Consider the following 21,500-nt stretch of genomic DNA (forward strand, 5'->3'; position numbering starts at 1 on the left):
GTTCAGCAGGTGGGCCGCTGCGCGTGAGCCGGGTCCAGGGCGTTGAACACCAGCCGCGTGGCCACGTCGTTGTAGCTGATGCCGATGTGGTCGATGAGCTCGGCGGGGCACACGTCCTGGAGCTTGACGTTGCTGACGTTGGGCGCCGCGTCCAGATACGCCGAGGTGTACGGGGTGACGACCTCGTCGTACCGGGTGGTGATCACTGTGTAGGTGACGCCCGGGTCGGTCTCACTGCCGGAGTTCAGGTCCTTGAGGAAGTCCGAGCCGATGAGCTGCTGGCTGCACGCCTTGCAGCCCGCTCCGAGGACCGCGTTGCCGCCCGGGATCACCAGGGCGAGCAGGCCGAGGCCCGAGAACGTGGTGCCGTGGTTGGACGGGGTCAGGGCGACGAGCTTGTCGACCTTCGCCGCGCCCCCGAGGTACTTGATGTAGTGGCGCGGCATCATGCCGCCCTGCGAGTGCCCGACGAGGTCGACCTTCGCGGCGCCGGTGGCTGCCCGGACCCGGTCGACGAAGTCCGCCAGCTGCCGGGCCGAGGCGGCCATGTCCTCGGTGCCGAGCAGCGGGCCGGAGCTGCCGCCGTGGTTGAGGGCGAAGACGCAGTACCCGGCCTCCTTCAGCCGTGGGGAGAGCGCTGCCCAGTTGTCGTAGCGGTTCTCCAACGTGCCGTGCACGAGGACGACGGGACGCGGGTGCGCGGCGCTGGGCCGGCAGGCGAAGTCGTTGGCGCCGGAGGGCACGGCCGTCGGGTGGGCGAGGGAGTACGCGAACGCCGACGCGAAGTCGTCCTCGGGCGGGCCGACCGGATCGGACGCCGCCACCGGCGCGGTGTCGCTCGCTTCCGGTGCCGCCTGGGAGCGGTCGACGCCGACCGCGCCGATACAGGCGGCCGCCGTGAGCGCGGCCATGGACGTGGTCAGCAGGCGTCGCCGTGGGGGGCGTCGCAGTCTGCGGGTGCGCATGTGGGGCTCCTCTGACTGGTCGTGGGGGAGCGCCGGCGGATCCGTGCGGCCTGGCCGCAAGGGGATCGGTCAGGACTGGGTGAAGCCTTGTCACAAGAGCGAGACACGGAAGCTACTGGCGCGTAACGTCGGATCAACACTCGCGTCGCCCGCGGGAGCCGACCAGGAGAGCCGCGGAGGGAGACGAGAAAGATGTCAGGGGCGTGACACCTTTTCCGAGCTGTGCCTCACCGGGCGCAGCTTCCGCGCGCGCCACCACCGGTCACCACAGGCGAGCGCCCCGCGCCCCCGCCACCCCTCACCCGCCGCCCGGGACGGAGCCACCGCGATGACGGCACAGGCCGAGACGTTCACGCGTCAGCCCTGGCACGAGCTGCCCCCGGTGCTCGCCGCGCTGATCCGCTCCCGGACCGAGCACATCGTCGCCGACATGACCCGGGCGATCCGCGACGAGGTGCCCGCCTACCGCAGGCCGCTCGACTCCGCCGTCGGCCGTGACCTGACCGAGTCGATCCGCCGGGCCGTGCTGCAGTTCGTGGAGCTGATCGAGCACCCCGACAGTGCCCAGGACCATCACCTCGACCACTTCCGGCACCTCGGGCGCGTCGAGTTCCTGAACGGCCGGACGACGGACGCCCTCCAGGCCGCGTTCCGCGTCGGCGCGCGGGTCGGCAGCAGGCGCTACGCCGAGTTCGTGCAGGAGGCCACGCTGCCGCCCGCGACCGTGCTGACCCTGCACGAGGCCGTGCTGGTCCACATCAACGCGCTGTCCAATGAGTCGGTGAAAGGTTTCCTCGCTGCTCAGCTGCGGTCGGAGGGCGAGGTGAAGCGGGCCCGCCGGGCGCTGGTGGAGCGGCTGCTGGAGCCGCCGCGAGGGCAGGAGAGGGTAGCCCTGGGACCGTTGGCCGAACGGGCCCGGTGGGCGCTGCCGGGTGCCGTCGCGTCCGTGATCGTGCGGTCGGCGGGGCGTTTCTCCGTGCCCGGAGCGGACGGTGAACTGCTCTCCATCGGCCGGGGCAGCGACCTCGTGCTGATCGTGCCCGAGCCGGAGACGAGCGGGCTGATCGACCGGGTGCGGGAGGCTGCCCGTGGCCGTGTCGCCGTCGTGGGCCCGGCGGTGCCCCCGCACGAGACCTGGCTGTCCCTCCAGTGCGCCCGCCTCGCCGTCGACCGGCGCGCCGAACTGCCCACCGACGGTGCCTTCCTGCGGGTCGACGACGAGCTGTCCGAGCTGTACCTCCTGCGCGGCGCCCCCATCGGGCAGTTGCTGGGCCGCCGCGTGCTGGGCGTGTTCGCGGACCTGCCCCGGGGGCGGGCCGCCCGGCTCGCCGAGACCCTGGACGCGCTGCTGATGTCCTGGGGGCGTACGGCCCCCGAGGTCGCCCAGGCGCTGGGCATCCATCCGCAGACGGCCCGCAAACGCCTGCGTCAGCTGGAGGAAGTGTTCGGCGACCGGCTCGGCGACCCGCGCTTCCGGTTCGAGGCCCTGCTGGCACTGCGCACCCATGCGCTGCGGGCCGACACCGGGTGAGACGCGGGGCGTCACCAGTCGCGGGCGATCTCCAGCAAGTGGTCGCGGACCAGGGCGACATGAGGGTTGCCGGAGGAGCCCGGGCGCTGGGCGAGGAAGGCGGTGTTGATGGGTGGATCGTCCGGGTCGTGCAGCGGGACCAGCGCGCCCGAGGCCAGTTCGGCCGAGCACAGATAGCGGGGCAGCACGCTGAACCCCGTACCGCCCGCCACCGCCGCCTTGACCGCGTTCAGGTCCGGCATCGTGACCGCCGGGTGGCGCACCAGACGCCTGCCGAAGACATGCCGCCAGTAGCGGCGCACGATCGGCACGTCCTCGGCGTAGGCGACCAGCGGCACCCCGTGCAGCGCGGCCGGCCCGTCCGCCGCGAGCCGCGCCGGACCGCCGATGCGCTCCGCCCAGGCCGGTGCCGCGACCAGCACGAACTCCTCGTCCGCGAGCGGCACCGACGCCAGGGCGCGCCCGCGCGGCCGGTAGGTCGACAGCACCAGGTCGTAGCGGCCGGCCCGCAGCTCCTCCAGGAGGGGTTCCGTCAGGCCCGGCGTGATGCGCAGCCGTACGCCCCGGTCGACCAGCGGCGCGACAGCCGGCATCACGCGGTGGGTCAGCAGCTCGGCCGGGCCGGCGAGGTGCACGGGTTCCGCCGGGTGTACGTCCGCCGGTCCGCCCGGCCCCGTGACCGTGGCGAGGGCGTCCAGCGGCTCCACGATCCGGGAGGCGAGCTCGTCGGCGTACGGGCCGGGGGCCACACCGCGCGCCAGACGCTGGAACAGCTCCCGGTCCAGCTGCCGCTCCAGCGTGCGGATCTGGGTGGTGACCGTCGGCTGGGACAGGCCCAGCAGCCGGGCGCCGGCGGTGAAGGAACCGGTGCGGTAGACGGCGAGGAACGTGCGCAGCAGGTTCAGGTCCACCGGCGCCGCGCCGACCGACTGCCGGGCTTCCTCCTCCTCATTGGAATCCCGATGTCTCATATGGATGAGCCTATTGGATTCCAATGGGTGCCGGTGCGTACGGTCGGGGGCATCGACGTCCTGACGATCTGCACGCACAACGTCAGGACCTCCAGGAACCCCCTCTCGAAAGAGCCCCCTCATGTCGAAGATCCTGTTCGTGATGACCGGCGCCGACCAGTGGACGCTGGCCGACGGCACCAAGCACCCCACCGGCTACTGGGCCGAGGAGGCCGCCGCGCCCTACGAGGCGTTCAAGGCCGCCGGTCACGAGGTCGTCGTGGCCACGCCCGGCGGCGTCGTACCGCCCGTCGACAAGGGCAGCCTCGCGGCCGAGGTCAACGGCGGCCAGGAGAACGCCGACCGGATCGCCGCCCTGCTCGAGTCGATGACCGAGCTGCGGGAGCCGGTACGACTGGCGGACGTGGACCTCGACGACTACGCCGCCGTGTTCTACCCCGGCGGTCACGGCCCGATGGAGGACCTCGCCGTCGACGCCGAATCCGGCCGGCTGCTGACCCTCGCCCTGGACTCCGGCAAGCCGCTCGGCGTGGTCTGCCACGGCCCGGCCGCGCTGCTGGCCGCCACCGGCGCCGACGGCACCAACGCGTTCGCCGGGTACCGGGTGGCCGCGTTCACCAACACCGAGGAGACCCTGGGCGGCCTCGCCGACAAGGCCGAGTGGCTGCTCCAGGACCGGCTCACCGAAGCCGGCGTGCAGGTCCAGGTGGGCGAGCCGTGGGTGCCGAACGTGATCGTCGACCGCAACCTGGTCACGGGCCAGAACCCCGCCTCCTCCGCCCCGCTCGCCGTCGAACTGCTGAAGAAGCTGGGCTGAACCATGGCCGCCGACCGGCTCGACGAGGTCCTCGACGCGGCGTACGACTGCCTCACGCGGTACGGCGCGCGGCGCACCACGATGGACGACATCGCCACGACGATGGGCGTGTCCCGGTCGGCCGTCTACCAGTACGTCCGCGGCAAGGACGACGCTTTCCGCCAGCTCTCCGCACGCCTGCACAGCCAGGCGCTGCGGCGGGCCCGTGAGGCGGCCACGGCCGAGGACGCCTCGTACGCCGCGCGCGTGCAGGGCATCCTGGCCGTCAAGCTCGACCTGGTCCGGCGGCTCACCGGGGACTCCCCGCACACCGCCGAACTCCTCGACGACAAGGCCCGGTTGTGCGGCGACCTCTGCGGCACCTTCACGGCCGGGCTGCGGCAGCTGCTGGTCGCTCTGTTCACCGCAGCCGGGACGGCCGCCGCGACCGGGCCCGAGGACGCCGCCGACGTCTGCCTCGCCCTGGTCGCCGGCCTGGAGGCCACACCCGACGGCGAGCGGCTGCTCGGGCCTGCCACGGACGCGCTGCTGACGGGCCTGCTCGACACGTCCGCCGAGTCCGGCCGGGCCGAGTCCGCCTTCCCCGGCCGGGTGCGCGGTGCGACGATGCCGGGGTGATCACACCACCGGATCAACCCGACGGCAGAGCCCCGGACCGAAAGCTCCGCGTGGAGACCCACGGCCTCGACGTGATCGCCGACACCGAACGCAAGGGCACGCCACGCACCCTGTTCTGGCCGTGGTTCGGTGCCAACGTCTCGATCCTGGGCATCGGTTACGGTGCCTTCGCGCTCGGCTTCGGCATCTCCTTCTGGCAGGCGTTGGCCGCGGGAGTCGTCGGAATCGTCTTCTCCTTCCTGCTGTGCGGGTTCGTCGCCGTGGCCGGGAAGCGAGGCTCGGCGCCCACGATGGTGCTCGGCCGTGCCGCGTACGGCGTGCGCGGCAACCGGCTGCCGTCGGTGATCTCCTGGGTGCTCACCGTCGGCTGGGAAACGGTCCTGTGCGCCCTCGCGACCATGGCCACCGCGACCGTGTTCGGCCGGCTCGGCTGGGGCGGCGGCACCGAGACGAAGGTGGTCGCGCTCGTCCTGGTCGGAGCGTTGACCGTCGTGGTCGGCGTCATGGGCTTCGACCTGATCATGCGGCTCCAGACCCTGATCACCGTGGTGACGGGAGTGCTGACCGTCGTCTATGTCGCCCTGGTCGCCGACCACATCCACTGGTCCGCCGTGAGCGCCGTACCGGCGGGCTCCGCCCAGGAGTTCATCGGCGCGCTCGTCTTCATGATGACCGGGTTCGGCCTCGGCTGGGTCAACGCGGCCGCCGACTACTCCCGCTATCTGCCGCGCACCGCGTCGAGCCGAGGCGTGATCGGCTGGACCACCTTCGGCGCGTCCCTGGCACCGCTGCTCCTCCTGGTCTTCGGCCTGCTGCTGGCAGGCTCCTCGGCCGACCTCGCCGAGGCCGTCGCGGCCGACCCCATCGGCGCGCTGACGACGATCCTGCCGACCTGGTTCCTCGTCCCCTTCGCGCTCGTCGCCGTCCTCGGCCTCGCCGGCGGAGCGGTCCTCGACATCTACTCGTCCGGCCTGGCCCTGCTGTCGGCGGGCCTGCGCGTACCGCGCTACGTGGCCGCACTGTTCGACGGTGTCCTGATGATCGTCGGCTCGATCTACATCGTGTTCGCCGCCGACGATTTCCTCGGCCCGTTCATGGGCTTCCTCACCACGCTCGGCGTCCCCATCGCCGCATGGTGCGGCATCATGCTCGCCGACCTGGCCCTGCGCCGCCGCGACTACGACGAACCCGACCTCTACCGCCCCACCGGCCGCTACGGCGACGCACCACTCACCCCCCTCCGCCTGACCCTCACCGCCACCGCCCTCGGCTGGGGCCTGGTCACCAACTCCACGGCAACCTGGCTGGACTGGCAGGGCTACCTCCTCCACCCCCTCGGCCTGGGCGGCAGATCCGGCCCCTGGGCCTACGCCAACCTCGGCGTCCTGACAGCCCTGGCCCTCACCTTCGTCGGCACCCTGACACTGCACCGAGGCCGAGTCCACGAACAGGAAACCCTGACACCGAGCCCGGCGACGGACGAAGGCGCGTCTCTTTGAGGACCGGCGGTGTCGGCGGACCCTACGGTTCCGACGTCTCCGACTCCAGGGACGTGCGGGTCGGGGTGCCGTAGGTGCCTGATTCGTCGTTGAGGATGACGCGGGTGAGTTGGTAGGTGCGGACTGCGCTTTCGAGTTGGCGGTCGAAGTCGCCGTCCGCGTCCCCGGAGTACAGGCCGATCTGGCGCAGGCGCAGCTGGAGTTCGACGACCTCGGGTCCTTGGTCGCCGCGGCGGAGTACCGGGGGTTGTCCCTCCGCGTCGGTGGGGTCGGGGGCTGTGCTGGGGGTGGTGTCTGTGCCGGGCGGGGGAGTGGTGGAGGTGGAGGAAGTCGCGGTCGGGGTTGCGGAGTTGGTGCCTGACGGTGTGCTGGGGGAGGGACTCGAGCTGGTGGACGGTGATGTGGAGGGTACGGCCGTGGACTGGCCCTCCGGGGACGTGCCGTCCTCGGTGGTCGCGTCAGGGACCGGTGCGCGGACGTCGTCGGAGACGGCGCCGTCCCGGGAGGGGCTTTCGTAGGTGAACAGCCCGCCAAGGAAGGCGCCCGTCAGCAGTACGGCCAGGGTGGCGCCCGCGCCGGTGAGGAGGAGGGTGCGGTTTCTGCGCCGGGGGGTGGTGCGGGTGCCGGTGTCGGGGAGCCCTGCCTCGGACGCGGGTTCCTGCTCCGAGAGCGGGGGGATTGCGGCGGGCGCCGCCGTCAAGTCTCCTTGCTCCTGCGGGGGTTCGGCCCCTTCTCCGTCCGTCGTGGCATCGTTGTCGAGTTCCACGAACGGTCGTATCCGCACCGGATCGAAGTCCTCCGCGGCCGCCCGCTCCGCCGCGCGCGCGTCCCGACGGGCGTCGGAGGCGCGGCGGGCGCAGGAGCAGTCGGGGGTTCCGTCGGGCGCCCGGGGCGTGCCGCACTCCGGGCAGACGGGATCGTTCGGTTCACTCACGTAAGGGACCCTCTCCGTGCAGGATCCAGAGTTTAGGCATAAGTTCAACACTCAATCTCCATGACCCCGGAGGTTGACGGAACCGGCGCTTCCGGGCTGGCCGAAACCAGCCGCAGCGCCCCGGTCGACGGTCAGGCGGAGCGGCGCGGTGGCGTGCCCGTGGTCGGTCGGCCGAGGTGCGTGGTGAACCAGTCGCGGGCCAGTTCGGCGACGGTCGTGAGGGTGCCGGGCTCCTCGAAGAGATGCGTGGCGCCCGGCACGACGGCGATCCGGTGCTCGCAGTGCATCCGGTCGGCGGCCAGGCGGTTGAGGCTCAGCACCTGCGTGTCCCGGCTGCCGACGATGAGCAGCGTCGGCGCCCGCAGCCGGGCCAGCGCCGCCGGCGTGGCCAGATCCGGACGGCCGCCACGTGAGACGACCGAGCGGACGTCGGAGCCGGACAGCGCGGCCGCCTCCAGCGCCGCGGCGGCGCCGGTGCTGGCCCCGAAGTAGGCGACGGGCAGGCCGGTTTCCTCCCGCAGCCACACCGACGCGGCATGCAGTCGCCGGGCGAGCAGCAGGATGTCGAAGACGTTGTGCCGGTCGTGCGCCTCGCCGTCGGTCAGCAGGTCCAGCAGCAGCGTGGCCAGCCCCGCGCGGTTGAGGGCCGTGGCGACGTACTGGTTGCGCGGGCTCAGCCGGCTGCTGCCGCTGCCGTGCGCGAAGGCGACCGCCGCGGCGGCCCCGTCCGGCACGACCAGCCGGGCACCCACCCGGGCGCCGGCGGCCGGGATCAGCACCTCGCGGTCCGACGGCGACGAGGCCACCGCGGGGGAGGGGGACCCGGGCTCGGCGGCCCGCGCCAGCAGCGCTATGACCTCGGCGTCCGGGACCTGGCCGAAATGCCGGTACCAGGCACCCACCGAGCCGAGGATCCGGTGCGTCTGGGGGCAGATCACCTCGTCCGCCACCTGCCGCAGCCGGGCCACACCGTGCGTCGGCCCCACCGGCACCGCGAGCACGACCCGGGCCGCCCCCTGACCTCGTACGACCCGGCACGCGGCCTCGGCCGTCGCCCCGGTCGCCAGCCCGTCGTCGACCACCAGCGCGGTACGCCCGGTCACCGGCAAGGGCTCCCGCCCCCGCCGATAGCCACGCACCCGCCGCTCCAGCTCCGCCCGCTCGGCCGCCTCCACCGCCTCCAGCTCGGCGGAGGCCAGCCCGGCCTCGCTGATCACATCGCGGTTGAGGACGCGGACCCCGTGCTCGCCGACGGCCCCGAACCCCCACTCCGGCTGTCCGGGCACGCCCAGCTTCCGCACCACCAGGACATCCAGCGGGGCGTCGAGCCGCCGGGCCACCTCCGCCGCCACCGGCACCCCGCCGCGCGGCAGACCCAGCACCACCACGTCCCGGCCGCGCAGCTCCTGAAGTGCCTCGGCCAGCAGCCGCCCGGCCGCACTGCGGTCGTCGTAACGCATACGTGCCTCCCGTGCCCGCGAGGACGGGAGCTGTCCCTTCCCTTCAGGCTACGACTGTTCCCGGGAGGCTTCGGCACTTGGCGGTTTCCGGTCGGTACCCCGAGGCGGTTGCCGTGTTCAATCACTCGTATCGCGTCACGCATCACGGCACGAGACGGACGGCCCCACACGTCAGGAGGCATCGTGATCGCCGCTCCCGAGCCCGGACTGACCGAACGCGACATCGTCGAACGCGCCGTGCACCTGCGGCCCGTGCTGCTCGAACGCCAGCCGGAGGCGGAACGGCTGACGCACTACCCCAAGGACACCCACGACGACTTCCTGCGGGCCGGTTTCTACCGGATCCTCCAGCCGCGCCGGTACGGCGGCTACGAGTTCGCCCTGCCGGTCTTCTACCGGGTGGTCACCGAGATCGCCCGCGGCTGCCCCTCCACCGGCTGGGCCCTCTCGCTCACCGCCGCCCACGTCCTCCAGGTCGCGACCCTCTTCGAGGAGCGGGCGCAGGACGAGATCTTCGGAGCCGACGGCGATTTCCGGGCCGCGTCCACGGTCGCCCCCATCGGCGTCGCCCGGCCCGACGGCGACGACCACGTCGTCCTCGACGGCACCTGGCCGTACTCCTCGGGCGCCCCCTACTCCACCCACTACGTCGGCCAGACCCTGCGCGCCCCCGACCACCCCGGCGGCCCGCCCGGACCACCGGTGCTGTTCGTCGCCCCGCGCGCGGTGTGGACGGTGCTCGACGACTGGCACGGCGTCCTCGGCCTGCGCGGCAGCGGCTCCAACAGCATCCACATGGAGCAGGCCCGCATCCCCGCGTACCTCACACGCGAGGCGAGCCTGCTCGACCTGCCGGTCGAGGGCGGCAGCGTCGGCTCCGCACTGCACGGCAACCCGATGTACGCGGGGCGGGCGCCCAGCTTCTACCACGGCGAGCTGGCCGCCATCATGATCGGCACCGCGTACGCGGCAGCCGACGAGTACGCCCGCGTGATCGCCGGCCGCCCCCTCGTCCTGGAACCCGACCGCACCCGCGGGGAACTCCACGACTACCAGCGGCACCTGGGCGAGGCCCTCGGCGTGATCCACACGGCGGAGGCGGCGCTCCAGCGCACCGCCGAGGAGTGGATGGAGACCTGCCGGCGCAACGCCCGCGGCGGCGCCCCCTTCACCACCGCCGAGGACAACCGCCTGGCGCTGATGTTCCTCAATGCCGGCCGTATGACCTGGGACGTCCTCCAGGGCACCCTGTTCCGCACGGCCGGCTCCCGCTACGCCCGCGACGGCGAGCGGATGCAGCGTTACTTCCGGGACGCGGCGACGTACTGGACCCATGTGGGGCCCAGCATGGCCGAGCCGCTCGCCCGCCGGGTCGGCTGTGATCGCCTGGGGCTGCCGTCCGGCCACATTCCGTTGATCCCCTGACCTGCGGAGATCGAATGCCCTGACCTTTGGACAACCATAGGAATGCTCCAGTCCGGATCGGGTACGCGAGCAGGGCCGCGCCGGGATCGAGCATCCCGCGACCATGCCCCGGGCGGAACGCACTGCCGTCGCTGACAGGGGATCTGCCATGGACACACCCGCGAACGACTACAACGCCACACCGGCCCGGCGGGCGCTGGACGCGCTGGCCGACAACACCGAGGACAAGGCGGCGCTGGACACGCTCGCGAGCAGCGACGTCCTCGTCCCGGTGCCCGACGACGTGGGCGAGCAGGACGCCATCGACCCCGAGGCCGTGGCACTTCCGGTCATCGAGCGGCCGGGCGGCGAGCCGGTCGTCCCCGTCTTCACCTCAGAGCCCGCGATGGCCGAGTTGCTGCCCTACATCTCGCGCTACCGCCTGGTACCGCTGGGCGCACTGGCCTCCCAGTGGCCGGCCGATGATCTGGCCCTGACCATAGACGCCGGCTCCGCACACCCGCTGACCCTGACGTCGGAGGGCGTACGGACGCTGCTGGCGCGACCGTAGGGCGACAGAGCGATCACGGAGGGGATGGGCGGCGACAGGGTGGCCGCCCATCCCCTCCGCGCGCTCCCCACCCCGTTCCTCATGGCCGGATTTCCCCCGGGCAGCCGTGGCTCCGGGAGCCGCTGTGGTCACGGGCCGCCTCGCGGACAATGGGAAGGTCGGCCGGAACTGCCCCCCGTCGCAGGGTGGTTCGGCCGTACGGAGAGGGAAGATCCCACCGGGAGGGCCGACGCGAAGGGGTGGGGGGTCGTCTTGAGGGTCGTCCTGCTCGGCACCGCCGCCTCAGGCGGGTTCCCGCGCTGGAACTGCGCCTGCGTGCGGTGCGACGCCGCCCGCGACGGCAAGCTGCCCGCGCGCGGCCCGGAGTGCGCCGCCGTCACCGGCAACTCCCGCGACTGGTGGCTGCTGAACGCCTCGCCGGACATCCGCGACCGGCTCACCGCCGCGCCCGCCCTGTGGCCCGGCCCCCGGCACACCCCCGTGCGGGGCGTGCTGCTCACCGACGCCGAGCCCGATCACGTGGCGGGCCTCGCCGTACTGCGCGACGCCGCGCGGCTGAAGACCTATGCCGCCCCACCGGTACTGGCCGCGCTCGCCCCGGCACGGGCGGGCCTGGACCGTCACGCCCCGTGGGAGTGGGCGGACAGCCTCACCGAGGGCGGTTTCGTGCTGGCAGGCGGGCTCGTCGTCACGGCACATCCGGTCCCGGGGAAGCCACCGGCGTACGTGCCGGGCCGCTCCACCGACCGCCGCTGGGTGACGGTGTACCGCATCGAGGACCTGGCCACCGGGCGCGTCCTCGTCTACGCACCCCGCGTGAGCGCCTGGTCCGGGCTGCTGGAGGACCTGGTCGCGGACGCGGACGGCGTCGTCCTGGACGGCACGCACTTCGCGGCCGACGAGACGGGCGACACCGGGCGCCACCTGCCCGTCTCAGGACCGACCGGCAGCCTCACCGCCCTGGCCCGCCACCCGGGGGTCCGCCGGATCTACACCCACCTCGCCGACTCCAACCCCCTCCTCAACCCGGCCTCGACGGCCCGCGCCCAGGTCTCGGAGACGGGGACGGAAGTCCTGCCGGACGGAACAGAGTTCGCGCTCTAGACACCGCTCACGGCATCGCCGTCAGGGGCGCGGGGAACTGCGCGACGAACCACGACGGTGCCGCACCGGGAACACGACCCGTCGCGGCACGACGATCAGCGGCTCAGTGTGCGCGCCAGCGCACCCCGCTGCAACGGCAGAACCTCGGCGTGCAGGTCACGGCCCTTTCGGGTGAGGGTGACGTACACGCCGCGCCGGTCCTCCGCGCAGACGGAACGCTCCAGCAACCCGTCCTTCTCCAGTCGGCCGATCAGCCGGGACAGGGCGCTCTGGCTGAGGTGGACCCGCCCGACGAGGTTCTGCACCCGGCACTGCTCGCCCTGCACGGGCGTCGCCGCCGCGAGGATGTCGAGCACCTCGAAGTCGCTCGCGCCCAGTCCGTGCGGGTGCAGCACGCGGTCGATCTCGCACATCGTGCGCGCGTGCACGGACAGGATGTCCCGCCACCGCTCCTCGAGCCCCGCTTCGGCCGTCTTCACTGCCATACCCGCACCGTAACACCGATTCGGCCATTTGTTGAGCGTGCAACTAGTGCGTGTGCAAGCGGGGCTCCGACGGGCGGGGCGCGGGGTCAGCCGGTCGGGTCCTGGAGCAGCCCGACGAGGTTGCCGTCCCCGTCCTTCACGGACGCGATCAGCCTGCCGCCGCCGACGTCGTGGACGTCCTGGAGCGACTCGGCTCCGGCCTCCAGCAGGGCCGCGTACGACGCCCTGATGTCGGCCACGTGCCAGTAGGGGACCGGGCCGGTCATGCCCTTGGCGTGCCCGTTGGGGTCCAGACCGACGTCCTGCCCGGCGTCCTTGTAGCCGACGTAGTACGGCTCGTCCGCGTAGGGCTCCGTGCCCAGCAGGGCGCCGAACAGGGCCTTTGCCCTGGCGAGGTCCTTGACGGGGTAGATGATCGTGCTGATTCCGGCGGTCATGACGTCCTCCTCGGTGAAGCGGGGCCGGCGCGTCTCGCCGGTGCTTTCACGCTAGGCCGGGGGACCGGGTCATGACTTCTCGAATCCTGACCGTTCGCCGTCCGCCGGTCGCGCCGCTACGGCCGATCACGTCGACTGCCGCGTCACCAGCTCCGTCGGCAGTATCACCGCAGCCGGGTCCTCGCCGCCGATCTGAGCGAGCAGCAGCCGCACCATCTCGGCGCTGATCCGGTCGTAGGGCTGGCGGATCGTGGTCAGGGCGGGGGTGGCCTCCGTCGCCGCCGCGGAGTCGTCGAAGCCGCCCACCGAGACGTCCTCGGGCACCCGTCGGCCCGCCCGGCGCAGCGCGGCCAGAGCGCCCTGCGCCATCAGGTCGGACGCCACGAACAGGGCATCGAGGTCGGGGGCCCGCGCAAGCAGCTGATCGGCGCCCGCCTCGCCGCTGGCCCGGCTGTAGTCGCCGGAGGTGATGAGCCGCTCGTCGATCTCGACGCCCGCCTCCGTCAGCACCTCCTTGTAGCCCGCGAGGCGGTCGACACCGCCCGGGGTGTCCAGCGGACCGCTGACCACGCCGATCCGGCGGCGGCCCAGCGACAGCAGATGCCGCACCATGTCACGGGCGCCGTCCCGGTCGTCGGCCGCCACATAGCTCACCTTGGACCCGGGCCCCATCGGCTTGCCGCACTGCACGAGGGGCACGCCCGCCTCGCGCAGCTCCTCGGCGACCCGGTCCCCGGAGTGGCTGGAGACCAGCAGCACCCCGTCGACATGACCGGCGGTGATGTACCGAGTGATGCGCCGCCGTTCGTCCTTGGTGCCTGCCAGCATCAGCAGCAGCGGGATGTCGTGCGCGGCCAGCGCCTGGGTGCAGCCGCTCAGCAGGACGTTGAAGTTGGGGTCCTCGAAGAACCGCTCCTGCGGCTCGGTCAGCAGGAAGCCGACCGAGTCCGAGCGCCCCGTGATCAGCGAGCGGGCGTGCCGGTTGACGACGTAACCCGTCCTGCGGATCGCCGCGTTGACCGCCTCCTGGGCGGCGGGGCTGACGTAGTGCCCGCCGTTGAGCACCCGCGAGACGGTGCCCCGTGACACTCCGGCCTCGCGCGCCACGTCATGGATCGTCGGCGGTCTGCGTCGGCCCCCCGTGTTGCTCATGGTCATGACTTTACGGCCCCGGAGAGCAGATCCAGACTCCAGAACCGCTGGATGACCAGGAACAGCGCGACCAGCGGCAGCACCGCGAGGAACGCCCCTGTGATCACCAGCGTGTACAGCGCCGGGGTGTTGGCGCCCTGTTCGAGCAGCGTGTACAGACCCAGCGTGATCGGGAACCGCTCGTCGTCGCTGAGCATGATGTACGGCAGCAGGAAGTTGTTCCAGATCGCCACGAACTGGAACAGGAACACCGTCACCATGCCGGGCACCATCATCGGCAGCGCGACCCGCGTGAAGATCCGCCACTCGCTCGCCCCGTCCATCCGGCCCGCCTCGACCACGTCGGCCGGCACCGCGGCGGCCGCGTAGATCCGCGAGAGGTAGACGCCGTACGGCGACAGGATCTGCGGCAGCAGCACCGACAGGTAGGAGTCCGTCAGGTCGGCCTTGGCCAGCAGCAGGTACTGCGGGATGGCGAGGATGACCGGCGGCATCAGCACGCCCGCCAGCAGCACGTTGAACATCGCCTCCCGGCCCCGGAAGCGGTAGATCGCCAGCGCGTACCCGCTGAACGCCGAGACGACCGTCGACAGCAGGGCACCGAGACCGGCGTACAGGGCGGAGTTGCCCATCCACTGCCAGTACACGCCGTCGCGATAGGCGCTCAGGTCCGCGAAGTTGTCCGCGAAGCCCGTGCCCGGCAGGAAGGTGAACGTGGAGAACAGTTCGCTGCCGGACTTGGTCGCCGCGATCACCACCCAGGCGACGGGCAGCAGGCAGTACAGCGCGCCGAGCAGCAGCGTGACCGTGGGGATCAGCGCGATCCGGCGGCGCAGCGGCGGCCGGCTCCGGTCCGTGCCGGGCGCGGCGTCCGCGGCCGTGTCGGCGTTGCCGACGGCGAGGGAGCTCATCGGGGTGCCTCCTGCTTGTTACGACGGTTCGCGGCCCGCAGGAAGCCGAACGACAGCAGCAGCGTGGCCAGGGCGATGATTGTGGCCTGTGCGGCCGCCGCGTAGATGTCGCCCTTGCCGAAGGCGTCCTGGTACACCTTCATCAGCGGACTCCAGGTCGTGGACACGGAGTTGGTGAGCGGTTTCAGGGTGGTCGGTTCGTTGAACACCTGGAGGGTGGCGATGATCGAGAAGAAGAAGGTCAGCACGAGCGAGGGCGCCACCATCGGGATCTTGATCCGCAGCGCGATCTGGAGCGGCGTCGCACCGTCCAGCCGCGCCGCCTCGTACACCTCGGTCGGGATCGCCTGGAGCGAGGTGTAGATGACGATCATGTTGAAGCCGGTGCCGCCCCACACGGCGATGTTCGACAGGGCGAGATACAGCGGCCCGCCGTCCAACAGGTCGGGCTGCGGCAGGCCCAGCTTCTCCAGCACGAAGTAGAAGGGGCTGACGTCCGGCAGGTACAGGAAGCCCCAGAGCAGCGCCGCCACGACGCCGGGGATGGCGTACGGCAGGAAGATCGCGAGCCGGGTGACGGGCGCGAGCCGCACCTTCTCGGAGTCCAGCATCAGCGCGAACAGCAGGGCGAGACCCAGCATCACCGGCACCACGATGCAGCCGTAGCCCAGCACACGCAGTGCGCCGGCGACCAGTTCGTTGTCGGTGAGGGCGTCGGTGTAGTTCTCCAGCCCGGCCCAGACCTCCTTGCGGGCGCCCGACCCGAGGCCCAGTCCGGAGACCTTCACCTTGCGGAAGCTGAGCCAGACCGCGTAGCCGATGGGCAGCGCGAAGAAGAGGAGGAAGAGGATCGAGGCGGGAAAGAGGAAGGCATACGGGGCCCCCTTCACCCCGTACGCCTTCCGGCTCGTGCTGGTCACTCGGAGACCTCGAAGCCCTGCTTCTCGAGGTCGGCGACCGTGTCGTCCTGCATGGTCGTCAGGGCGGCGCCGAAGTCCGACTTGTCCTTGGCGGCCTTGCCGAAAGCGTCCTTGAAGGTCGTGTAGGCGACGTTCACGTTCGGGCCCCAAGCGGACGGGGCGGTGGTCTTCGCGATCTCGGCGGCCTTGGCGTAGAAGTCCGACTGGTTCGAGAAGTAGTCCGGCGGGGTCGCGAAGGCGCCGCTGGTCTGGGCGTTCGTGGCGGCCGGGTAGATGCCGCTCTCCTTGGCCAGCGCCTGGAGGGCGTCGCCGTCGGTGTTGAGCCAGGCGGCGAACTTCGCGGCGGCGGCCTTGTGCCCGGAGTCGGTGGTGACGGCGGTGGAGGAACCGCCCCAGCTGCCGGTGACGTCGTCCGACCCGGACCACTGGGGGAGCGGGGCCATGGCCCACTTGCCCTTGGTGTCGGGCGCGGCCGTGGTCAGCGTGCCCGGCGCCCACACCGCGGAGACCCACGCGATCTGCTTGCCGGTGTTGAGCGCCTTGTTCCAGGCCGGGGTGTACATCGGCTGGTTGTCGACGGCGCCCTCCTTGACGAGGTCGCCCCAGAACCCGGCGACCTTCTGGGTGGCGGCGTCGTCGATGCCGACGTTCCACTTCTCGCCGGAGGTCGTCCACCACTTGGCGCCGGCCTGCTGGGCGAGGCCCGCGAAGAGTCCGGAGTCGTTGGCGGAGAAGGTGGTCAGGTCCGTGTCCGGCGCCTTCTTCTTCAGCGCACGGGCCGTCTTGGCGAACTCCTCCCAGGTGGTCGGGACCGTCAGGCCGTACTTCTTGAAGAGGTCCTCGCGGTAGTAGAACATCATCGGCCCGATGTCCTGCGGGACCGCGTACACCGCGTCCGTGCCCAGGGTGGTCTGCTGCCAGACGCCGTCGGCGAACTTGCCCTTGGCGTCGCCGACGTCGCCCGCTATGTCCGCCACGGCGTCATTGCTGACCAGCGTCGGCAGCGCCTGGTACTCGGCCTGGACCAGGTCGGGGGCCTTGCCGGCCTTGTGCGCGGTGAGGATCTTGGTGATCAGCGTGTCGCCGGACGCCTGCTTCTTCACCGTGACCGTGATCCGGTCCTTCTTCCCCGGGCCCTTGTTCCACAGGTCGACGACCTTGTCCATGCCGGGCGTCCAGGTCCAGTACGTCAGCGAGACGGGGCCGGACTCGGCCTCGCTGTCCTCGGAGCCGCAAGCGGTGAGGGCGGTGGCGCCGAGGGCGACGGCGACGCAGGTGGCGGCACTTCTCAGGACGAGCCGTCGGCGCTTCGTGATGGGCATGGATCTCTCCCCTGACCTGGGGTCTCCGCCCGCTGCGAAGACCTGCCATGCTTCTGTGAGCGTTCACAGTAGAGAAACATCCCGGACACTTGTCAATGGTTGTTGCTGTGCGGTTATGTTGGGCTCGCGCCGCCGATCGAGTGTGTGCACGTTCCCAAATGATCGACTAATCGGGAGAGATCCATGCCGGAGACCAACCCCAGGGGCCTCACCGGGCTCGCCTTCGGTGGGGACTACAACCCCGAGCAGTGGCCGCAGGAGATCTGGAACGAGGACGTCCGGCTGATGCGGGAGGCCGGCGTCACGATGGTGAGCGTCGGGATCTTCTCCTGGGCCCTGCTGGAACCCTCACCGGGTGTGTACGACTTCGGCTGGCTGGACCGCGTGTTCGACCTGCTGCACGAGCACGGCATCCGCGTCGACCTGGGCACCCCCACCGTCTGCCCGCCGGTCTGGTTCTACCGCGCCCACCCCGAGGCCCTGCCCGTCACACCGGACGGCGTACGCCTGGAGTTCGGCTCGCGCGCCGCCGTCTGCCACAGCAACGCCGACTACCGCACGGCCGCCGCGGCCATCACCACCAGGCTCGCCGAGCGCTACGGCGACCACCCGGCGCTGGCGATGTGGCACGTGCACAACGAGTACGGCGTCCCCGTCTCGGCCTGCTACTGCGACTCCTGCGCCGCGCACTTCCGCCGTTGGCTGGAGGCGACGTACGAGACGGTGGACGCGGTCAACGAGGCCTGGGGCACCGCCTTCTGGGGTCAGCGCTACAACGACTTCGAGCAGATCAACCCGCCGCGCACGACGCCGACGGCCGTCAACCCGGCCCAGGCGCTGGACCACAAGCGGTTCGCCGACGCCACCATGCGCGAGAACTTCGTCATGGAGCGGGACATCCTGCACCGCCTCGCGCCGGGCGTCCCGGTCACCACCAACTTCATGACGGCGCTCAGCCAGTGCGACTCCGTCGACTACTGGGCCTGGGGCCGCGAGGTCGACATCGTCACCAACGACCACTACCTGATCACCGACGGCCGCCGCACCCACGTCAACCTCGCCATGGCCGCCGACCTGTCCCGTTCGGTGGCCCAGGGAGCGCCCTGGCTCCTGCTGGAGCACTCCACCTCCGGCGTCAACTGGCAGCCCCGCAACCCCGCCAAGGCCCCCGGTCAGATGGCCCGCAACTCCCTCGCCCATGTGGCGCGCGGCTCCGAGGGCGCCATGTTCTTCCAGTGGCGGCAGTCCCGGCGCGGCGCGGAGAAGTTCCACTCCGCGATGCTCCCGCACGGCGGCACCGACACCCGCGTGTGGCGCGAGGTCGTCGAACTCGGCGCCGCCGTCGACTCGTTGAGCACCGTCCGCGGCACCCGTACACAGGCCGACGTGGCGATGCTGTGGGACTGGCACTCCTGGTGGGCGCAGAACCTCGACTGGCGCCCGAGCGAGGACCACGACCCGCGCGAGCGCGCCGACGCCTTCTACGAGGCGCTCTACGACCGCCACCTCACCGTCGACTTCGCCCACCCGGAAGCCGACTTGTCGAGGTATCCCCTTGTCGTCGTGCCCGCCCTGTACCTGATGACGGAGGCGGCCGGGCGCAACCTCAGGGAGTACGTCGAGACGGGCGGCACCCTCGTCGTGTCGTACTTCTCCGGCATCGTCGACGAGCACGACGCCGTGCACGAGGGCGCCTGCCCCGGGCCGCTGCGGGACGTCCTCGGCCTCACGGTCGAGGAGTTCTCGCCCCTGCTCAGGGATCAGCTGGTCCGCATCACCGGCCCCGACGGCTCCGAGCTCAGCGGCGACGTGTGGACGGAGTTCGTCGTGCCGCGCGGCGCCGAGACGGTGTGGACCTACGCCGACGGCCTGACCGCCGGCCACCCCGCCGTCACCCGGCACCGCCTCGGCGAGGGCACCGCCTGGTACGTCTCCACCCGCCTGGGCGCCGACGGCCTCGACGCGCTGCTCGGCTGGGCGATCGAGGACGCGCAGGTCGCACCTCGTGCCGACCTGCCCCGGGACGTCGAGGTGGTGCGCCGCTCCGGCGAGTCGGGCAGCTACCTGTTCGCCGTGAACCACACCGCGTCGGACGCCAAGGTGCCGCTGGATGCGCCCGGCACCGAGCTGCTGACCGGCGAGCGCGCCGCGGGCCGCCTCGAGGTGCCCGCCGGAGCCGTCCGGGTCGTACGACTCGACGGCTGAGCCGACTCCCCTCCGCCCGCGCGTGCCGCGAGCCGCGGGCGGAGGGGCTCCTCGCCGCCGCACCGCACCGGTGCGGCGGCGAGGAACCTCCAACCCATACGTCGAAGGGACGACGGACGAAGATGTTCCATCCCAGACGCACGCTCCGAGCCCTGCTGATACCGCTGGCCGCCGGACTCGCCCTGACCGCCCTGCCCACGCAGACCGCCTCGGCGGCGAGCACGCTCACCAACGGCGGCTTCGAGTCGGACGGCACCGGAACCACGACCCCGGCCGGCTGGTCCACCTACTCGGCGACCGGACAGAACGCCGCCTCCTTCACCGAGGCCGGTGGCCACGGCGGCAGTCACCGCCTGACGCACTGGTCGGCGTCCGCGTACAAGGTGGAGACCTACCAGTACCTGTCGGGGCTGACCAACGGGAACTACAAGCTCACCGCCTGGGTCCGCTCCGGCGGTGGGCAGAACTCGGCGTACCTCGCCCTGAAGAACTGCGGCGGCGCCGAGCAGCGCACCGACCTGCCGGTCTCCACGAGCGGCTGGATCCGGATCGTCGTGCCGGTCAGCGTGACCGCCAACCAGTGCACGATCAGCATCAACAGCGATGCGGCCGCGGGCAATTGGCTCAACGTCGACGACCTGACCTTCGCCTCCGGCACGGGCGGCACCTCGATCCACGGCGCCGACATCTCCTCCCTCGCCAAGAGCGAGGCCAAGGGCGGCACCTACCGGACCGGTTCGGGCAGCACCGGCGACCCGGTCGCCATCCTCAGGAACGCCGGCATGAACTACGCGCGCCTGAAGGTCTGGGTCAACCCGGCCGACGGCTACAACAACAAGGCACGCGTCCTCGCCACGGCCAAGCGCGTCAAGGCCGCCGGCATGAAGCTGCTGGTCGACTTCCACTACTCGGACACCTGGGCCGACCCGGGCGCCCAGAGCAAGCCGGCCGCCTGGTCCGGGCACTCCTACAGCCAGTTGAAGTCCGACGTGTACAACCACACGTACGACGTGCTCAACGCGCTGAAGGCACAGGGCACCACCGCCGACATGGTCCAGGTCGGCAACGAGATCAACGGCGGCATGCTGTGGTCCGAGGGCTCCACCGACAACTTCTCGCAGCTCGCGGGTCTGCTCAACTCCGGCTACAGCGCGGTCAAGGCGGTCAGCTCGTCCACCACGGTCGCCCTGCATCTCGCCAAGGGCGGCGACCTGTCCGGCACCCGCTGGTGGTTCGACAACGCCGTCGCGAACGGCGTGAAATTCGACGCCATCGGCCTTTCTTACTACGGCTACTGGCACGGCACGCTGTACGACTTCCAGACCACCCTCGACGACGCGGCCGCCCGCTACGCCAAGCCGGTCTTCGTCGCCGAGACGGCCTACCCGTTCCGTCTGGACAGCGAGGACTCGCACGAGAACATCATCGACACCGCCGCCGAACTGGTCGCCGGCTACCCCGCCACGGTGGCCGGCCAGACCAGGTGGATGAACGACATGGCGAGCATCGTGGAGGCCGTCCCCGGCGGCCGCGGTCTCGGCGTCTTCTACTGGGAGGCGACCTGGACGGCCGTCAACGGCAACGGCTGGGACCCGACCGACGCCGCCTCCGGCAACGGCTGGGAGAACCAGGCCCTGTTCGGCTACGACGACCGGGCACTCTCCTCGACGTCGTGGTTCGGCCACCGTTGAGCGAGTGACGAACGGGCCCGGCCGCGCCCCGGCGGCCGGGCCCCCGCACGTCCGTCGCGAACAGCCCGGCGTCGTACGGCCGTTCGGTACCGGACAAGGCTCGCAGAGTCCCGGACACGGCGGCGGCAGCTGCGGGACAGTGGGAGCACGTGCCATGACGCGGCCCGACGGAGGGAGACGAGATGCTGAGGACTCCCGCCGGCCGGCGGCGCCTGGAGATCCTGGAGTGGCTCAAGGACCCGGCCGTCCATTTCCCGGACGGATGCCACGGCGACCCTGCCGAGGACGGAGTCACCGCGGACGCGGTGGCCGCGAAGCTCGGAGTACCGCCCCACGTCGCCGAGACCCACCTCGGCCTCCTCGTCGACATCGGCGTGCTGCGCAGCAAGAAGATCCAACAGCACACGCACTACCGACGGGACGAGATACGCATCGCAGAGGTGGCCCGCATGTTCGAGAAGGGCTGGTAGCAGCGCCGCAAGGGGCGCGGGGCTGTGTCATTG

At 71.6% G+C, this 21,500-nt stretch carries 20 protein-coding genes; 10 read left to right on the forward strand and 10 right to left on the reverse strand.

Annotated elements, in window-relative coordinates:
* Positions 1-2: 2 nt before the first annotated feature.
* Complete coding sequence (locus CP983_RS40050) at positions 3-965, reverse strand: esterase/lipase family protein (RefSeq protein ID WP_167537833.1); 963 nt, start codon at positions 963-965, stop codon at positions 3-5.
* Positions 966-1,293: 328 nt separating this feature from the next.
* Between CP983_RS40050 and CP983_RS40055 the strand changes: the two genes are divergently transcribed.
* The gene (locus tag CP983_RS40055) at positions 1,294-2,496 is read left to right on the forward strand and encodes a PucR-like N-terminal domain-containing protein (protein WP_150505239.1); all 1,203 of its coding nucleotides are present in this window, start codon (positions 1,294-1,296) and stop codon (positions 2,494-2,496) included.
* Positions 2,497-2,507: 11 nt separating this feature from the next.
* On the opposite strand, the gene CP983_RS40060 is transcribed toward CP983_RS40055, so the two are convergent.
* Positions 2,508-3,467, reverse strand: a complete 960-nt coding sequence (locus CP983_RS40060; protein WP_150505241.1) for a LysR family transcriptional regulator — start codon at positions 3,465-3,467, stop codon at positions 2,508-2,510.
* Positions 3,468-3,588: 121 nt separating this feature from the next.
* On the opposite strand from CP983_RS40060, the gene CP983_RS40065 reads away from it, so the two are divergent.
* From CP983_RS40065 to CP983_RS40075, 3 genes are read left to right on the forward strand one after another with little or no spacing between them, the layout of a single operon-like run.
* A complete protein-coding gene (locus CP983_RS40065; protein ID WP_150505243.1) occupies positions 3,589-4,284 on the forward strand; it encodes a type 1 glutamine amidotransferase domain-containing protein in 696 nt (231 codons plus the stop codon).
* A gap of 3 nt (positions 4,285-4,287) precedes the next feature.
* Positions 4,288-4,902 (forward strand): TetR/AcrR family transcriptional regulator, encoded by a 615-nt coding sequence (locus CP983_RS40070; protein ID WP_150505245.1) that lies wholly within the window; start codon positions 4,288-4,290, stop codon positions 4,900-4,902.
* 50 nt (positions 4,903-4,952) lie between these two features.
* Entirely contained in the window at positions 4,953-6,401 is a 1,449-nt protein-coding gene (locus CP983_RS40075) for a purine-cytosine permease family protein (protein ID WP_189749209.1), read from the forward strand.
* 22 nt (positions 6,402-6,423) lie between these two features.
* Here CP983_RS40075 and CP983_RS40080 read toward each other — a convergent pair whose 3' ends face one another.
* Positions 6,424-7,335 carry a peptidoglycan-binding domain-containing protein gene (locus CP983_RS40080; RefSeq protein ID WP_150505247.1) on the reverse strand — a complete coding sequence of 304 codons (912 nt, stop codon included), beginning with the start codon at positions 7,333-7,335 and terminating at the stop codon, positions 6,424-6,426.
* 131 nt (positions 7,336-7,466) lie between these two features.
* The gene (locus CP983_RS40085; RefSeq protein ID WP_107910039.1) at positions 7,467-8,795 is read right to left on the reverse strand and encodes a phosphoribosyltransferase family protein; all 1,329 of its coding nucleotides are present in this window, start codon (positions 8,793-8,795) and stop codon (positions 7,467-7,469) included.
* A 183-nt stretch (positions 8,796-8,978) separates the two neighbouring features.
* Between CP983_RS40085 and CP983_RS40090 the strand changes: the two genes are divergently transcribed.
* The 3 genes from CP983_RS40090 (at position 8,979) to pqqB (ending at position 11,874) form a co-directional block, all read left to right on the forward strand.
* On the forward strand, positions 8,979-10,220 hold the full coding sequence (locus tag CP983_RS40090; RefSeq protein WP_150505249.1) for an acyl-CoA dehydrogenase family protein: 1,242 nt from the start codon (positions 8,979-8,981) through the stop codon (positions 10,218-10,220).
* Positions 10,221-10,368: 148 nt separating this feature from the next.
* Positions 10,369-10,770: an SseB family protein gene (locus CP983_RS40095; RefSeq protein WP_030948108.1), complete on the forward strand. Its 402-nt coding sequence runs from the start codon at positions 10,369-10,371 to the stop codon at positions 10,768-10,770.
* Between the two features lie 252 nt (positions 10,771-11,022).
* Positions 11,023-11,874, forward strand: a complete 852-nt coding sequence (pqqB, locus tag CP983_RS40100; protein ID WP_150505251.1) for a pyrroloquinoline quinone biosynthesis protein PqqB — start codon at positions 11,023-11,025, stop codon at positions 11,872-11,874.
* 95 nt (positions 11,875-11,969) lie between these two features.
* Here pqqB and CP983_RS40105 read toward each other — a convergent pair whose 3' ends face one another.
* The 6 genes from CP983_RS40105 to CP983_RS40130 form a co-directional block, all read right to left on the reverse strand.
* The gene (locus tag CP983_RS40105) at positions 11,970-12,359 is read right to left on the reverse strand and encodes a MarR family winged helix-turn-helix transcriptional regulator (protein ID WP_107910034.1); all 390 of its coding nucleotides are present in this window, start codon (positions 12,357-12,359) and stop codon (positions 11,970-11,972) included.
* A gap of 86 nt (positions 12,360-12,445) precedes the next feature.
* Positions 12,446-12,796: a VOC family protein gene (locus CP983_RS40110; RefSeq protein WP_107910033.1), complete on the reverse strand. Its 351-nt coding sequence runs from the start codon at positions 12,794-12,796 to the stop codon at positions 12,446-12,448.
* Between the two features lie 126 nt (positions 12,797-12,922).
* Positions 12,923-13,954, reverse strand: coding sequence for a LacI family DNA-binding transcriptional regulator (locus CP983_RS40115; RefSeq protein ID WP_150505253.1), 1,032 nt, complete (start codon positions 13,952-13,954; stop codon positions 12,923-12,925).
* Positions 13,951-14,859 carry a carbohydrate ABC transporter permease gene (locus tag CP983_RS40120; RefSeq protein ID WP_107910028.1) on the reverse strand — a complete coding sequence of 303 codons (909 nt, stop codon included), beginning with the start codon at positions 14,857-14,859 and terminating at the stop codon, positions 13,951-13,953. The genes CP983_RS40115 and CP983_RS40120 overlap by 4 nt, the downstream gene beginning before the upstream one ends.
* On the reverse strand, positions 14,856-15,779 hold the full coding sequence (locus tag CP983_RS40125) for a carbohydrate ABC transporter permease (RefSeq protein WP_150505255.1): 924 nt from the start codon (positions 15,777-15,779) through the stop codon (positions 14,856-14,858). Before CP983_RS40125 ends, CP983_RS40120 begins: the two co-directional genes overlap by 4 nt.
* The gene (locus tag CP983_RS40130; protein WP_150505257.1) at positions 15,776-17,101 is read right to left on the reverse strand and encodes an ABC transporter substrate-binding protein; all 1,326 of its coding nucleotides are present in this window, start codon (positions 17,099-17,101) and stop codon (positions 15,776-15,778) included. Before CP983_RS40130 ends, CP983_RS40125 begins: the two co-directional genes overlap by 4 nt.
* Positions 17,102-17,284: 183 nt before the next feature.
* On the opposite strand from CP983_RS40130, the gene CP983_RS40135 reads away from it, so the two are divergent.
* From CP983_RS40135 to CP983_RS40145, 3 genes are all read left to right on the forward strand, one after another.
* Positions 17,285-19,306, forward strand: coding sequence for a beta-galactosidase (locus tag CP983_RS40135; RefSeq protein ID WP_150505259.1), 2,022 nt, complete (start codon positions 17,285-17,287; stop codon positions 19,304-19,306).
* 122 nt (positions 19,307-19,428) lie between these two features.
* The gene (locus CP983_RS40140) at positions 19,429-20,997 is read left to right on the forward strand and encodes a glycoside hydrolase family 53 protein (protein ID WP_150505261.1); all 1,569 of its coding nucleotides are present in this window, start codon (positions 19,429-19,431) and stop codon (positions 20,995-20,997) included.
* Positions 20,998-21,179: 182 nt separating this feature from the next.
* Positions 21,180-21,467 (forward strand): helix-turn-helix domain-containing protein, encoded by a 288-nt coding sequence (locus tag CP983_RS40145; protein ID WP_150505263.1) that lies wholly within the window; start codon positions 21,180-21,182, stop codon positions 21,465-21,467.
* Positions 21,468-21,500 lie beyond the last annotated feature (33 nt).

This window comes from Streptomyces chartreusis (assembly GCF_008704715.1).
In the GTDB taxonomy this organism is placed as follows: Bacteria; Actinomycetota; Actinomycetes; order Streptomycetales; family Streptomycetaceae; genus Streptomyces; species Streptomyces chartreusis.

What these genes read in the sequence shown, in the direction of transcription:
- CP983_RS40050 (WP_167537833.1), bottom strand. Translation starts at nt 965, where the DNA reads ATGCGCACCCGCAGACTGCGACGCCCCCCACGGCGACGCCTGCTGACC.
- CP983_RS40055 (WP_150505239.1), top strand. Translation starts at nt 1,294, where the DNA reads ATGACGGCACAGGCCGAGACGTTCACGCGTCAGCCCTGGCACGAGCTG.
- CP983_RS40060 (WP_150505241.1), bottom strand. Translation starts at nt 3,467, where the DNA reads ATGAGACATCGGGATTCCAATGAGGAGGAGGAAGCCCGGCAGTCGGTC.
- CP983_RS40065 (WP_150505243.1), top strand. Translation starts at nt 3,589, where the DNA reads ATGTCGAAGATCCTGTTCGTGATGACCGGCGCCGACCAGTGGACGCTG.
- CP983_RS40070 (WP_150505245.1), top strand. Translation starts at nt 4,288, where the DNA reads ATGGCCGCCGACCGGCTCGACGAGGTCCTCGACGCGGCGTACGACTGC.
- CP983_RS40085 (WP_107910039.1), bottom strand. Translation starts at nt 8,795, where the DNA reads ATGCGTTACGACGACCGCAGTGCGGCCGGGCGGCTGCTGGCCGAGGCA.
- CP983_RS40095 (WP_030948108.1), top strand. Translation starts at nt 10,369, where the DNA reads ATGGACACACCCGCGAACGACTACAACGCCACACCGGCCCGGCGGGCG.
- CP983_RS40105 (WP_107910034.1), bottom strand. Translation starts at nt 12,359, where the DNA reads ATGGCAGTGAAGACGGCCGAAGCGGGGCTCGAGGAGCGGTGGCGGGAC.
- CP983_RS40110 (WP_107910033.1), bottom strand. Translation starts at nt 12,796, where the DNA reads ATGACCGCCGGAATCAGCACGATCATCTACCCCGTCAAGGACCTCGCC.
- CP983_RS40115 (WP_150505253.1), bottom strand. Translation starts at nt 13,954, where the DNA reads ATGACCATGAGCAACACGGGGGGCCGACGCAGACCGCCGACGATCCAT.
- CP983_RS40120 (WP_107910028.1), bottom strand. Translation starts at nt 14,859, where the DNA reads ATGAGCTCCCTCGCCGTCGGCAACGCCGACACGGCCGCGGACGCCGCG.
- CP983_RS40130 (WP_150505257.1), bottom strand. Translation starts at nt 17,101, where the DNA reads ATGCCCATCACGAAGCGCCGACGGCTCGTCCTGAGAAGTGCCGCCACC.
- CP983_RS40135 (WP_150505259.1), top strand. Translation starts at nt 17,285, where the DNA reads ATGCCGGAGACCAACCCCAGGGGCCTCACCGGGCTCGCCTTCGGTGGG.
- CP983_RS40140 (WP_150505261.1), top strand. Translation starts at nt 19,429, where the DNA reads ATGTTCCATCCCAGACGCACGCTCCGAGCCCTGCTGATACCGCTGGCC.
- CP983_RS40145 (WP_150505263.1), top strand. Translation starts at nt 21,180, where the DNA reads ATGCTGAGGACTCCCGCCGGCCGGCGGCGCCTGGAGATCCTGGAGTGG.